At 68.2% G+C, this 12,377-nt stretch carries 14 protein-coding genes; 8 read left to right on the top strand and 6 right to left on the bottom strand.

Going from position 1 to position 12,377, the window contains the following annotated elements; genetic code table 11:
• Positions 1 to 105: 105 nt before the first annotated feature.
• From ACWDOP_RS34465 to ACWDOP_RS34455, 3 genes are all read left to right on the top strand, one after another.
• Positions 106 to 360, top strand: a complete 255-nt coding sequence (locus ACWDOP_RS34465) for an HNH endonuclease signature motif containing protein (RefSeq protein ID WP_456348413.1) — start codon at positions 106 to 108, stop codon at positions 358 to 360.
• Between the two features lie 863 nt (positions 361 to 1,223).
• Complete coding sequence (locus tag ACWDOP_RS34460; protein ID WP_456348410.1) at positions 1,224 to 3,029, top strand: alkyl/aryl-sulfatase; 1,806 nt, start codon at positions 1,224 to 1,226, stop codon at positions 3,027 to 3,029.
• A gap of 152 nt (positions 3,030 to 3,181) precedes the next feature.
• Positions 3,182 to 3,796, top strand: coding sequence for a hypothetical protein (locus tag ACWDOP_RS34455; protein WP_456348409.1), 615 nt, complete (start codon positions 3,182 to 3,184; stop codon positions 3,794 to 3,796).
• Positions 3,797 to 3,865: 69 nt separating this feature from the next.
• Here the strand turns inward: ACWDOP_RS34455 and ACWDOP_RS34450 are convergent, their stop codons facing one another.
• Both ACWDOP_RS34450 and ACWDOP_RS34445 read right to left on the bottom strand, forming a co-directional pair.
• The gene (locus tag ACWDOP_RS34450; RefSeq protein WP_456348408.1) at positions 3,866 to 4,069 is read right to left on the bottom strand and encodes a hypothetical protein; all 204 of its coding nucleotides are present in this window, start codon (positions 4,067 to 4,069) and stop codon (positions 3,866 to 3,868) included.
• A gap of 172 nt (positions 4,070 to 4,241) precedes the next feature.
• Positions 4,242 to 4,811, bottom strand: coding sequence for a hypothetical protein (locus tag ACWDOP_RS34445; protein ID WP_456348407.1), 570 nt, complete (start codon positions 4,809 to 4,811; stop codon positions 4,242 to 4,244).
• A gap of 350 nt (positions 4,812 to 5,161) precedes the next feature.
• On the opposite strand from ACWDOP_RS34445, the gene ACWDOP_RS34440 reads away from it, so the two are divergent.
• The gene (locus tag ACWDOP_RS34440) at positions 5,162 to 5,584 is read left to right on the top strand and encodes a DoxX family protein (protein ID WP_456348406.1); all 423 of its coding nucleotides are present in this window, start codon (positions 5,162 to 5,164) and stop codon (positions 5,582 to 5,584) included.
• A gap of 6 nt (positions 5,585 to 5,590) precedes the next feature.
• Here ACWDOP_RS34440 and ACWDOP_RS34435 read toward each other — a convergent pair whose 3' ends face one another.
• Both ACWDOP_RS34435 and ACWDOP_RS34430 read right to left on the bottom strand, forming a co-directional pair.
• On the bottom strand, positions 5,591 to 5,995 hold the full coding sequence (locus ACWDOP_RS34435; protein WP_456348405.1) for a hypothetical protein: 405 nt from the start codon (positions 5,993 to 5,995) through the stop codon (positions 5,591 to 5,593).
• A gap of 47 nt (positions 5,996 to 6,042) precedes the next feature.
• On the bottom strand, positions 6,043 to 6,963 hold the full coding sequence (locus tag ACWDOP_RS34430; protein ID WP_456348404.1) for an SGNH/GDSL hydrolase family protein: 921 nt from the start codon (positions 6,961 to 6,963) through the stop codon (positions 6,043 to 6,045).
• A 109-nt stretch (positions 6,964 to 7,072) separates the two neighbouring features.
• Here ACWDOP_RS34430 and ACWDOP_RS34425 point away from each other — a divergent pair, with 109 nt between their 5' ends.
• Positions 7,073 to 8,452, top strand: a complete 1,380-nt coding sequence (locus tag ACWDOP_RS34425; protein WP_456348403.1) for an acyl-CoA dehydrogenase family protein — start codon at positions 7,073 to 7,075, stop codon at positions 8,450 to 8,452.
• Between the two features lie 8 nt (positions 8,453 to 8,460).
• Here ACWDOP_RS34425 and ACWDOP_RS34420 read toward each other — a convergent pair whose 3' ends face one another.
• Together ACWDOP_RS34420 and ACWDOP_RS34415 are read right to left on the bottom strand one after the other, a co-directional pair.
• Positions 8,461 to 9,060 carry a LemA family protein gene (locus ACWDOP_RS34420; protein ID WP_456348402.1) on the bottom strand — a complete coding sequence of 200 codons (600 nt, stop codon included), beginning with the start codon at positions 9,058 to 9,060 and terminating at the stop codon, positions 8,461 to 8,463.
• Positions 9,057 to 9,896: a DUF3137 domain-containing protein gene (locus ACWDOP_RS34415; RefSeq protein WP_456348401.1), complete on the bottom strand. Its 840-nt coding sequence runs from the start codon at positions 9,894 to 9,896 to the stop codon at positions 9,057 to 9,059. Before ACWDOP_RS34415 ends, ACWDOP_RS34420 begins: the two co-directional genes overlap by 4 nt.
• Positions 9,897 to 10,070: 174 nt before the next feature.
• On the opposite strand from ACWDOP_RS34415, the gene ACWDOP_RS34410 reads away from it, so the two are divergent.
• The 3 genes from ACWDOP_RS34410 to ACWDOP_RS34400 all read left to right on the top strand — a co-directional run bounded on the left by ACWDOP_RS34410 (position 10,071) and on the right by ACWDOP_RS34400 (position 12,355).
• Positions 10,071 to 10,805 (top strand): pirin family protein, encoded by a 735-nt coding sequence (locus ACWDOP_RS34410; RefSeq protein WP_454205159.1) that lies wholly within the window; start codon positions 10,071 to 10,073, stop codon positions 10,803 to 10,805.
• A gap of 142 nt (positions 10,806 to 10,947) precedes the next feature.
• On the top strand, positions 10,948 to 11,457 hold the full coding sequence (locus tag ACWDOP_RS34405; RefSeq protein ID WP_456348400.1) for a dihydrofolate reductase family protein: 510 nt from the start codon (positions 10,948 to 10,950) through the stop codon (positions 11,455 to 11,457).
• 100 nt (positions 11,458 to 11,557) lie between these two features.
• The gene (locus tag ACWDOP_RS34400; protein WP_456348399.1) at positions 11,558 to 12,355 is read left to right on the top strand and encodes a CPBP family intramembrane glutamic endopeptidase; all 798 of its coding nucleotides are present in this window, start codon (positions 11,558 to 11,560) and stop codon (positions 12,353 to 12,355) included.
• The last annotated feature ends 22 nt before the right edge of the window (positions 12,356 to 12,377 follow it).

Here is a 12,377-nt window from a genome sequence, read left to right as displayed (position 1 = left end):
TCTCGGGGGCAGCGTCTCGCGAACCCGGCACAACGGCTCGCGTTGACTGCCACCGAGCGCGGGTGCACGCGCCCGGGATGCGATGCGCCAGCGAGTCGCTCGGCCGTGCACCACATCAGGGAATGGGCCGATGGCGGCGAAACGGACATCGAGAACCTGACCTTCGCGTGCGATGCCTGCCACGCCCAAGTCAACACCGGCCCGAACGGGTGGGAAACCGTTGTCATGGGCGAGGGTTCGGAGAATCCGGGCAAAACCGGATGGATCCCACCACCACATATCGACCCGGCTCGGAGACCGCGTGTGAATTTCCGTCATCATCCCCAGTTTCCGGGTATCCCCGCGCGATGGCGCTGTTAACCACCCACCGCGTCTCGACTCGTCACGCGCCGTATTCCACTCTGCCTCTTCGGCTTTCCCATGCCGAAGGGGCTCTTCGCGCGCACAAGCCCTGGCCCGGCCTTGCCACCCGTGCAGCGGGTGCGTCCACACGCATCAGTGTTCACGCCCGTGGCCGACGTAGCCCGAACCCGCACTCACCCTCCGGCTTCCAGCTGGGTTCGGGAGAGCAGGCAAAACAGATGCGACCGTGCTGGTTACCTCGCCTGCCGTACCCGACCTTCGGCTCCCCAGCCGAGAGCGCCCTCGCCCTTCCAGCCGGGTCGACTGGCCGTGGGAACCTTCTCGAGACCTACAGACAAAGACTCGTCCTCAGCACAATGAGGGTGATGCCTATGGCGGTGATTGCCGCACCCGGCCCGGGTTCGAAATTCGGCCACGCATCCGAGGGCTTCGATCCCGTTGATCGGCCCGGGAGGGCCGGAACCGCCGCCGAGGCACCCAACCTGGCCCGGCTGGTACTCCGTTATCCAGGCGTCCTTTCCCAACCAGGCACCCAACCGCAGCTGAGGCACCCAGCGTGCCCCAGCTGGTACTCCGTTATCCAGGCGTCCTTCCCCCGGTAGGGCACCCAACCGCCGTCGAGTCTCCCGACGTGCCCCCGCCGGTACTCCGCTATCCAGGCTGCTCTCCTGCGCCAGGGCACCCAACCACCACCGCGGCTCTCGAAGTACCCCGCTGATACTGCGATACATATCGCGGCACGACGGCAATGAAAGCGGAAATAGCAATGCCAACCTCACCCTCGCCGGGTGAGGTCGGAACCGGCATAGACCTCGACAATCGACCCCGCCCCAATCGAATGCTCGACACGAGGAGTTGGCATGGCGTTGGACTACGAGGACCGCACCGACTTCGAGAACGCCGATCGCGGGTTCATCGCCACATTGAGTCCGATGACCATTCGCGACGCCGACGGCACGATCGTGTTCGACACCTCCGGATACGCGTTTCTCGACGGGCCGTGCCCGGACACGGTGAATCCCAGCCTGTTCCGTCAGGCCCAGCTCAACGTCAAGAACGGGCTCTTCCAGGTCGTGGACGGCATCTACCAGATCCGCGGTTTCGATATCTCGAACATGACCATCGTCGAGGGCGATACCGGTGTCATCATCATCGACCCGCTCATCTCGACCGAATGCGCCGCCGCCGGGCTGGCTCTCTACCGCGAGCACCGGGGGGACCGCCCGGTCACCGGCGTCATCTACACCCATTCGCACGGCGACCACTTCGGCGGCGTCGCCGGCGTGCTCCCCGACGGGCCGGGTGAGGTGCCGATTCTGGCCCCGGCGGGGTTCATGGCCGAGGCCGTCGCGGAGAACGTGTACGCGGGCACCGCCATGACCCGCCGCGCGAGCTACATGTACGCCATCGGCCTGACACCGGCACCCGACGGGCAGATGAGCACCGGCCTCGGCATCCAGACCTCCACCGGGACGTTCAGCCTGTACCCGCCCACGACCGACATCACCGCGACTGGGCAGCGCGAGACGGTGGATGGCGTACCGATCGTGTTCCAGATGACCCCGGGCACCGAGGCGCCCGCGGAGATGAACTTCCACTTCCCGAATCACCGCGCGGTCTGCCTGGCCGAGAACGCCACCCACAATCTGCACAATCTGCTCACCCTGCGCGGCGCGCTGGTGCGCGATGCCCGCGTGTGGTCGCACTACATCGACGAGGCCATCGATATGTTCGCCGCCGATTCCGATGTCGCCTTCGCCTCACACCACTGGCCCACCTGGGGTACCGACAGCCTCATCGAATTCCTCAGCGTGCAACGCGATCTCTACTGCTACCTGCACGATCAGACCCTCCGCATGCTCAATCAGGGCCTGACCGGCACCGAGATCGCCGAGCAGATCGAGCTCTCGCCCGGCCTCGACGACGCCTGGAGTGCGCGCGGCTACTACGGATCGGTGAGCCACAACGTCAAAGCCATCTACCAGCGCTATCTCGGCTGGTTCGACGGGCACCCCAGCTCGCTCTGGCAGCATCCGCCCGAGGCCGCCGCGGCCCGCTATGTGCGAGCGTTCGGCGGTGTCGACGCGGTCATCGGCAAGGCCGCCGAATTCACCGGCGAGGGCGATCTGCGTTTCGCCGCCGAGCTGCTCAAGCACGCGGTTTTCGCCGAGCCGGACAGCTCCGAGGCAAAGAACGCGCTCGCCGAGGTCTACACCCGGCTCGGATACGGCGCCGAGAACGCTACCTGGCGCGGCTTCTACCTGATGGGCGCCAAGGAACTTCGCGAGGGCGTCTACCCCACCGCCCTCAGCCTGGCCGGCGGTATGGCCGCCGCCCTGTCCATCGAGCAGCTCTTCGACACCGTCGCCATTCGCGTCAACGGTCCCCGCGCCGCGGCCGAATCATTCGTGATCGACTGGCATTTCACCGATCTCGACACCACGATGCGGCTGACGCTGTCCAACGGAGCGTTGATCCGCACCCTCGACCCGCGCCGCAAGACCGACGTCGATCTCACCCTCACCCTCACCAAGCCGCAGCTCATCGCACTGCTGGGCGGTCAGGGACCGGAGGGGGTGAACCACACCGGCGATATGGCTGTCCTGCAACGTCTTCTCGCACTGCTCGACGCACCCGACCCGAATTTCGCCATCGTCACCCCCTGACCCGGAGGCGTTCTCGGATAGTCGCCGAGATGTCATCGGCCCGCTGTACGGTCTGGGTGTATTGATACGAAACACGCGCCCGACGCCGCTCCCTAGTCGGCAAGGGCGTACGTGCCGAACCGAGTTCGGCACCGCCGCAAAGGACTCGATCCATGGGCTATCCGGGATACCCACCCAACCCGCAGCAGCAGTGGGGCGCGCCCCAGCAACCGGTCAAGCCGTCGCTGTGGTGGATTGTGCCCGGCATCGTGGCGATCGTCGCGGGCATCGCGGGCGCCGCGATCTTCGGGTTCAGCTCGCTGTTCTCGGCGCTGGGCGAGGTCGATGACTATCAGCGCGTGAAGAGCCCGGGGTCGGGTGAGGTGAGCTTGGCCGCCGACACCGATTACACGGTCTACCTCGAGTACTCCGGCGCGTCGGAGCAGGGGCCCGCCGGTGATGTCACGGTCTGGCTCACCGACCCCTCAGGGGAAGCCGTTGACCTGAAGAATGTTTCGGTGACGTCGACCTATCAGATCAATGCCCGCGAGGGTCGTGCCGGGTTCTCGTTCCACACCGATCAGTCCGGAACCTACGAGCTGAGGTCCGAGAGCACCACCCGCCTGACCCTCGCGGTCGGCGAAGGGTCGTCCTCTGCGGCGTTCGGGACGATCGGGATCGCACTGGCGATCGCGGCGATCGGATTCATCGTCGGCCTCGCGATCATCCTGACGGTGGTCATCCGCCGGGGCCGCAATCGCACGCCGTTCGGGTATCCGCGCGGGTGAGCAAGGCAGGAACCTGACGCGACGATTCGCCGGCGCCGAGCAACCCGGTTGCCCGACGCCGGCGGACTATCAGCGCCCGGATCCGCTTTCGATGAACTCGCGGATGAAGCAGAGCGGGCAGATGGGATCGAACGGGGCGTAGCTCCGAGTCGCCACTTCCGTGGGTGTTTCCACCGCCGGTCCGCTCGGTGCGGCTGTAGCGAGCGCCGGTTGCAGCGCGACCGCGAGGGCGAACGAGCCGCCGACGATGACATTCAGCACGGGACGGTACATTAGTTCCTCCTTGTTGCTGCGATGAGTTGCGAACGTATCAAGGACCGGGCGGGGCGGTCATGCCCCCAAAACCCTGCGCAGCGCGTGGGTCTCGACGGCCGAGCCACCACCGGACGGCACGGTGAAGCCGCCGGACGCTACCGGGAAAGTCCGCCACACCCGTCCGCGATTCCTAGGCGGACCAGGCGCTGATCCGCACGATCGTCTCGGTCGGGGTTCCCGCGACGAGCACATTGCCGCGAAAACCGGTACTGCCCCGCCCGGTCAGCTCGCTCAGCACCAGCTGCGGCGGGTTCGCGCAGTCGATGTCCGAGGCCAGCTCGAGCAGATTCCGGGCCGTGAGATCCGCGCAGGTGATCGGCTGGGCGGGAGGCTGATCCACCGTATGAGGAGGGCGGGCGCGGAAGAGAGTGGGGTACCGGTCGAATTCGGTGGGCGGGCCGGTGAACGCGCCGTTGAACACACAGCTCTTGACGTCCGCTCCGCCCTCGCAGGTGGAGGTCATCGACACCAGCCGCCAGTTGTCCGGGATGTGGATGTGGAACTCCCTGGACAGTTTGTCCCGGGCGTCCCCGTCGGACAGGTTCGATTTCACGACTTCGGGGACGATGAGCGAGTCCGCGAGTCCCGCGAACCGCCCCCAGACCAGAACGAGCACGACCGCGAGCAAGGCGCTGACCGACAGCAGTCCCAGCGCCATGAACGCCGAGACCTTCGTACGTCTTCGAAACTTCTTCTCCACCGAACTACCTTGCCGCGCAATAGTTCCCATCCGTTCCTCCCTGCCCGAGATCCTACGCAGGGAGCGGTTCACCGGATGCCTTTCATCCCGGACACGGGCCTGGAACACACCCCGACGCAAAGGCGTATCGATCATCGAGGAACGTCACTGCTCACCGTGCGAGGCAACGCCTCGGATCCGATCCCATTCCACCGCGGTCCAGACACGCTCGGGCAACCGGGAAACCGGTTGCGGGGCAACGATCGGATTGATCCTCCGGAAAGAGGCTCGGGTCAGCGGTAGAGCGGGTTCCATAGCCCGATCCTAGGCCGCAGCGGCTAGGGTGCAAGCGTGACGCTGGGAGGTAGCTGATGGCGGGTGGTGACGGGCATGCGCAGGAGCTGCGGCCCTACGTGCTGTTGCTGGCGCGACTGGTGCTGGGCGTGAACTTCGTGCTCTCGGGCACCTCCGCGCTGGCGGGGTGGCCCAACGCGAGCCCGCAGGCGACGCCCGGCGAATGGCCGTACTGGTGGGCGGGGCTGTTCGAAGTGGTGGTCGGGGTGCTGCTGATCCTGGGGATCTACACCTTCATCGCCGGGCTGTTCGGGGCCGGAATGATGGCCTACGCCTACATTTTCGTGCACGCGGCGGGGAGCCCGGACCGCTGGTGGGACGCGTACGGCAACGGCGGGCAGGCGGCCTCGGCGTTCGGGGTCGGGTTGCTGCTGATCGCCTTCTTCGGGCCCGGCGCCGCAGCCCTCGCGGCCGGCGCGAAACGCCCGGTGCGCCGCTGACCGAATTCAGCGGTGCGCGGCGGGTTCCACCCAGCGGCGCAGGGCGTCGATGGTGCTCTCCGGCGAGGTGTTGAAGCACAGGCGGGTTCCCGGCGAGACCTCGATGATCGCGTTCACCAGGCGCTCGAACAGCACGGTGTGCTCGGCCGCCATCCGCACCCCCGCGCCGATCATCGCGGCCCGGAAATCACCCCGGGACAGGCACTCCCGCAGCTGCGTCTCGGCCGCGTCGGGGTCGGCCGGCAGCAGGCACGAGACGAGGTCGAAGCCGGCGTCGCGCAGTGCGGCCTCACCGGCGGCGATCCGGGAGGTCAGTGTGGCCTCGTCCAGCCCGGGGTAGCGGCTGTAGTCGACCGCGCCGGGATGCAATCCGATCGACAGCACCGTGGCACTCGAATCGTGTTCCGCCATGGGGTGATTCTCCGTTTCTCCGCGAGAACTCGAACCTACCCGCGCCGTCACCGTCCCGCCCGCGTCAGCTGCTCGACGATGATGCGGGCGAAGTTCGCCTCGCCCAGGCCGGTCGGGTGCAGCGGCACCAGACCGTCCTGGGGACGGCGGGCGACGATGCCGTTGACCCAGTTCTCGAGGGTGTCGCAGCCGTCGTGGCCCGCGCCGGGACCGATGAAGTCGACGAACTCCGCCTGGTGTTCGGCGGCCAGGGTCTGGGTGAGAGCGGCCATCCGGTCGATGAGGTCCTGCAGGTAGGTGGCGTCGCGGGGCCAGACCGGCTGGTTGGCGCAGCCGCCGTCGCGGGTGTAGAGGGCGTAGCTGGTGATCAGGACGCGGGCCTTCGGGGATCGGGCGTGGATGGCGTCCAGGACAGCGGCGATCTTGGGGCCGGTCGCGTCGATCGCCTGGGCGCCGCGATCGACGCCGTCCGCGGTCAGCCGGTCACGACACGACGTGCCATCGGGTTCGGGGTTGTTGTTGACGCACTGGTTGGCGATGGTGAGCAGCCCCGCGTCGTTGCCGCCGATGGTGAGGGTGACCAGCGTGGTGTCCGGGGTCAGGGCGTCGAGCTGGATCGGGACCGTCGCCTCGGGTGACCGGCCGGTCTGCGGGGTGGTCAGGATGTTCTCGGTGCGCGCGCCGCTGCAGGTCACGTCGCGAAACTCCTTGACACCCAGTTGTTTCGCGACCAGCTGTGGGTAGTTGACCGCGGAGCGGAAACAGGGGTCACCCATGCTCGGCGGCGAGATCCCCGGGCCGGCGGCGAACGAGTCGCCCAGCGCCACGTACTCCCCCAGCAACGCGCTGTCCACCGCCGGTTCCCCGGCCGGCGCCGGTTCGGACGAGCAGCCCGCCACCAGCGTCGCACCGGCCACCAGCCCGGCGACGACGGCGTGTGCACGAGCGCGCGTGGAAGAGGGCCACATGCCGACCACCCTAACCGGGCGAATCACCAGCCCGCCGCACGCCGACCGGAGTTCCGGCGGATCCGGCCGACGGCTGAATCAGACCGCGCGGATCGGGTATCGCCGACCCGTGACCTTCGACTTGACGCCCACCGCCGCGCAACAGGATCTCGTGCGCCGGGTCCGGGACTTCACGCGCGACTGCGTGCGGCCCGCGGCCGCGCACTACGACCGGGCACAGGAGTTCCCCTGGCCGATACTGCAGGAAGCGGCCGAGCGGGGGTTCTACAGTCCGCTGTTCTACCGCGATCTGATAGGCGATCCCAGCGGGTTGTCGCTGCCCATGTTCATGGAGGAGCTCTTCTGGGGTTGCGCCGGAATCGGATTGGCGATCGTCATGCCCGCGCTGGCGCTGTCCGCGATCGGTCAGGCCGCCACGCCCGAGCAGATGTTGCGCTGGGCGCCGGAATGTTTCGGCACACCGGGCGATCTGAAGCTGGCCGCGCTGGCGATCTCGGAACCCGAGGGCGGCAGCGACGTGCGGAATCTGCGCACGCGTGCGGTGCGCGACGGCGACGACTGGGTGATCGACGGGCACAAGATGTGGATCGGCAACGGGGGCATCGCCGATGTGCACGTGGTGAACGCGGTGGTCGACGAGCGACTCGGGCATCGCGGCCAGGCGCTGTTCGTGGTGCCGGGCGGGACGCCGGGGCTGGAGCTGGTGCGCAAGCTGGACAAACTGGGATGCCGGGCCTCGCACACCGCGGAACTGCGGTTCGACCGGGTTCGGGTGCCCGGCGATCACCTGCTCGGCGGATCGGACAAACTCGAGCACAAGCTCGCCAAGGCGCACGCGGCTGCCGCCGAGGGCGGGCGAACCGGCTCGGCGACGCTGGGCACCTTCAACCAGACCCGCCCGATGGTCGCCGCGCAGGCGCTCGGAATCGCCAGGGCGGCGCTGGAATACATGACCGAGTACGCCAACGGCCGGGAGGCGTTCGGCGCCCCGATCATCCAGCACCAGGGCATCGCCTTCCCGATCGCCGATCTGGCCACGCGCATCGACGCCGCGCGGCTGCTGACCTGGCGGGCGGCCTGGATGGCGGCCAACGGGGTGCCGTTCGAACGCGGCGAGGGGTCGATGGCGAAACTGGCGGCCAGTGAGGTCGCGGTGGCCACGACCGAGCGCGCGATCCAGACCCTGGGCGGCTGGGGTTACATCACCGACCATCCGGTGGAGAAGTGGTATCGAGACGCGAAGCTGTACACCATCTTCGAGGGCACCAGCGAGATCCAGCGCATGGTGATCTCCACGGCCCTGGGCGCGGCCGAGGGCAAACCGCCGCTGCACGTCGAGCTCGAGCCCTCGGGCGGGTCGCTGAATCGCATGTTCGGCCGCGGCACCGAGATGCGGACCCGGGCGGCGTCCGCGGCGCTGGCGATGAAGGACCGCATGCCCCGGCCCGTCGTGACGGCGGCGATGCGTCTGCTGCGCCCGCCGCGCTGAGGGCCGGGTCAGCGGTTGGACGGGGGCCCGAACAGGTCCCGCACCGCCACCGGCGTCCGCGCCTCCGGGGTCGTGAGGTCGAAGTACTCCGCGGGGGTCACCCCGTGCAGGGACGCCACCGCCGCCGCGGGGATCGACTCGATCTTCGTGTTCAGCGCGCGGACGTTGGCGTTGTAGAGACGGCGGGTGGCCGCGATGCGGTCCTCCACGTCGCTCAGCTCGGTCTGCAGGGCCAGGTAGTTGCGCACCGCACCGAGGTCGGGATACTGCTCGGCGACCGCGGACAGCCGGGACAGGGCGGTGGTCAGCGCGTTCTCGGCGGTGGCGACGCCGGCGACCTCGAGCCCGGATCCGGTTGCGGCGGCGGCGTTCACGCGCGCGGCGGTCACCGCTTCGAGGGTGTCGCGCTCGAACGCGGCGGCGCGCTCGGCCGTCGCGACCAGGTTCGGCACCAGCTCGTGGCGGCGCTGCAGCTCGACGTCGACCTGTTTCCAGGACTCGGCCACGAGGTTGCGCAGCCGGACGAAATCGTTGTACACCGCGAAGTACCACAGGACGGCGATGACCGCGACGGCGATCACCAGCAGGATGGTGACGGTGGTGCTCATGCGCTGCGTCCTTCCGGGCGCGGCCCGGCGTGCGCCGGGTCCGAATGGGTGGTGCCGTAGTCGTTCCAGACGAAACGCGGAATGCCTTCGGCGAGAACGTGCATCGCGGAGAAGACGCCGGTGATCTCGTCCGGCCGGTTGCCCAGCGTGGTGATGGCGACCAACTCGGCTCCGGCGATCTCGAACTTGGTGACGGTCACCGCGCCGCTGTGCCGCCGCGCCAGGTCGACGAGCTTGTCGATGGTGCGCGGGGTGAGCACCGCGTGCGCGAACGCCGGATCCTTGCAGTAGACGTAGAACTGCCTGTTGAAGTCCGCCGATTCGAATTCCACGCGGTCCCCGATGGTGGTGTCGATCACCGCGCCCATCGTCAGCCGGGGCAGGGCGGCGGGCAGCGCCAGGGTGAACACGTTGCGATAGTGCGTGCTGACATTGACGCGATTGTTGTGCAGCCAGGTGAGGTGGAAGAAGCTCGCCGCGTAGCCCCCGACCGTGCCCGACATGTCGTCCCGCACGCGAAAACGCCGGGCCCGCCCGATGGTGAACGGCGGGAAGTTCCAGTTCGGCACCGCCCGGTCGGACGTGCGCCGATAGTCGAACCCGTTCGCCCGCGCCCACCCCGCGGTCCAGCGCTTGCGCAGCAGTTTCACGATGATCCCCGCCGGCAGGAAGGCCAGCAGCGGCGTGAGCGGCAGCAGAATCCACGAGAGCGGCCGCCCGTGCTCCTGCCACCACCGGTATTGCACGAACACCAGCACCACGAACGTGATCAGGGACAGCACGTTGAGCGCCCGCGGCCGAGACCACACCGCCCCGCGCCCACTACGCCCGGTCACATCACCCACGATTCCCCCGCTCCCCACACCACCCGTTCCGGACGGTCGCACCGATTCTCGCAGGCGCCCGCAACGGAATTTCGGGCTCACACCCCGGCGTCGGGCACTCGCCGGGGAATAGCCGGCAACCGATCGGCATTGCACGGGGCATCGATCTTTCGTGGAGGTTGGGCAGTGTCCGAGGTCAAGGTGGTTCGGGGGGACGAGCGGGGGCGGTGGCGGAACGAGTGGCTCGAGTCACGGCAGTCGTTTCCCGCGACCGGCAACTTCGACCACGCGCGGTACGCGCACGGGATGCTGCTGATCCACAACGAGGACCTCGTCGACGCCGGGGAGGGCTTCGACACCCATCAGCACCGGGACACCGAGATCATCACCTGGGTGCTGGAAGGCACCGTCGTACACCAGGATTCGCAGGGCAACTCGGGGTTGATCCACCCGGGGCTGGCGCAGCGGATGAGCGCGGGGACCGGAATTCTGCACTCGGAGAAGAACGGCGCTACCCGCGCCGAGCGCGAGCGGCTGCACGTCGTGCAGATGTGGGTGCCGCCCGATACGCCGGGGGCCGCGCCCGGGTACCAGGAGATGGACATCGGTGATGCGCTGCGGCGCAACGAATTGCTGACCGTCGCCTCGGGTATGGCGCGCTACCGCGATGACACGGCCGTCACGCTCGGCAATCGATTCGCCGCCTTCCATGCCGCGCGGCTGGACGCCGGGTCGGAGATCCAGGTCCCCGATGCCCCCTACGGGCACGTGTTCGTCGCGCGCGGGAGCGTCGAGTTCGAAGGGTCCGGCGTGCTCGAACAGGGTGATGCGGTGCGGCTCACCGCGACCGGCGGCCACCGCGTCCGCGCGCGCACCGACGCCGAGATCCTGATCTGGGAAATGCACGCGGTCGCCGTCTGATTCGCGATCGGCGGCCGCGACATCCCCCGAGCCTCCGCGATTTCGCTGGGCGCATGCGTACATTCGTGGGGATCGCGATCCGGCCGGGGGTCTCGTCCGCCCTTCGACCGACGCACGCCGCCAGTCGCCGAGGAGCCCTCCGATGCTGCCCGTGATCTACTCGATGAGCGTGTCCCTGGACGGTGTCACCGCCGGTCCGCACGACGACATCCGCTGGACCGCACCCGATCCCGAGCTCACGCGCTTCCGCGACGACCAGACACGGCAGGTGTGCGCGCACGTGTGCGGCCGCAGGATGTACGAGCGGATGCGGGCCACTCCCGCCCGGCCGGTTCCCACCGTGGTGTTCTCCCGCACGCTGAACACGGTGCGCGGCAACGCCCGGCTGGCCACCGCGGATCTGGCCACCGAACTGAACCGGCTCTGCGACGGCCCCGGTGAGGGTGTGGTCGCCCTCGGCGGCGCGCAGTTGTCCGCCGCCGCGGTCACCGCGGATCTGATCGACGAGTACCGCCTGTTCGTGTGCCCGGTGACCGTCGGCGCCGGCGCCTCGAACTTCCCCCCGCTCCCCCAGTCCCTGGATCTCCAACTGCTCGAGTCCCGGACCTTCGACTCCCACGTGGTCTACCTGCGCTATCGCCGCGTGCGCTGACCCGCTGCGGCCGCCGCCCGGTTGCCATGGGATAGCCATCGATGACGAAACATGGCTCTATCGCATGCGTCCAGCTTCGTGGAGCGCTAGCTTTACCTGCATGAGCACGCCCGAGACCGCGTCATCGGCCACAGTTGCCGGGCGGCGCCACCTGTCCTATCCGATGTTCGCGCTCGTGGTGATCGGGTACCTGGCGATCATCCAGCTCGGTGGTCTGCTGATGACCGCGCTGACCGGTGAGGACGATTTCCTGTCCACCCGCGGGGTGTTCTACGGCATGATCATCCCGCTCGGCGTCGCGCTGGTGTTCACCTACGGCGTGATCGCCTATCTCGGCTGGCTACGTCCGGTGCTGCGCGATGATCGCCCGGTTCGGTCCTGGGTGCGGGTAGTGCCGATCGTGTTCCTCGTCGCGATCGTGTTCGGCATCAACTACAGCGCCCTGTCGGACAAGGGCCTGCTGTACACGCTGGTGCTGTTGATCGCGACCCAGTTCGTCGGGTGGGGCGAGGAAGGCATGTTCCGCGGGATCGGGGTCGTGGTGTTGCGCGATCACGGACTCACCGAGGGGCGGGTCGCGCTGTGGTCGAGCATCGTGTTCGGCGCGGTCCATCTGACCAACGGAATCACCCACGGCGCGAACGCGATCCCGCAGGCGATCATGGTCAGCCTGGCGGGCTACTTCTTCTACCTGACCCGCCGCGTCACACGCGGCAACGCCGTCAACTCGGTGCTGCACGGGCTGTTCGACTTCACGCTGCTGACCGGCACGTCGATCCTGGTCGACCAGACCTTCTATGCCGGCACGCTGCTGCCGATCCTGTTGTATCCGGTGCTGGCGATCATCCTGCTGGTCAAACGCCGCACCATCGAGCCCGCCGCCGCGCAGGCCGACTGAACCGTCAACCGATCGAGCACGG

The sequence above is a fragment of the Nocardia sp. NPDC003693 genome, from assembly GCF_053981095.1.
This window is presented reverse-complemented; position numbering and strand designations above follow the sequence as displayed.

Bases quoted from the DNA above. Each gene is read 5' to 3' on its own strand.
- ACWDOP_RS34460 (WP_456348410.1), top strand. From the start codon at position 1,224: ATGGCGTTGGACTACGAGGACCGCACCGACTTCGAGAACGCCGATCGC.
- ACWDOP_RS34455 (WP_456348409.1), top strand. From the start codon at position 3,182: ATGGGCTATCCGGGATACCCACCCAACCCGCAGCAGCAGTGGGGCGCG.
- ACWDOP_RS34450 (WP_456348408.1), bottom strand. From the start codon at position 4,069: ATGTACCGTCCCGTGCTGAATGTCATCGTCGGCGGCTCGTTCGCCCTC.
- ACWDOP_RS34440 (WP_456348406.1), top strand. From the start codon at position 5,162: ATGGCGGGTGGTGACGGGCATGCGCAGGAGCTGCGGCCCTACGTGCTG.
- ACWDOP_RS34435 (WP_456348405.1), bottom strand. From the start codon at position 5,995: ATGGCGGAACACGATTCGAGTGCCACGGTGCTGTCGATCGGATTGCAT.
- ACWDOP_RS34430 (WP_456348404.1), bottom strand. From the start codon at position 6,963: ATGTGGCCCTCTTCCACGCGCGCTCGTGCACACGCCGTCGTCGCCGGG.
- ACWDOP_RS34420 (WP_456348402.1), bottom strand. From the start codon at position 9,060: ATGAGCACCACCGTCACCATCCTGCTGGTGATCGCCGTCGCGGTCATC.
- ACWDOP_RS34405 (WP_456348400.1), top strand. From the start codon at position 10,948: ATGCTGCCCGTGATCTACTCGATGAGCGTGTCCCTGGACGGTGTCACC.
- ACWDOP_RS34400 (WP_456348399.1), top strand. From the start codon at position 11,558: ATGAGCACGCCCGAGACCGCGTCATCGGCCACAGTTGCCGGGCGGCGC.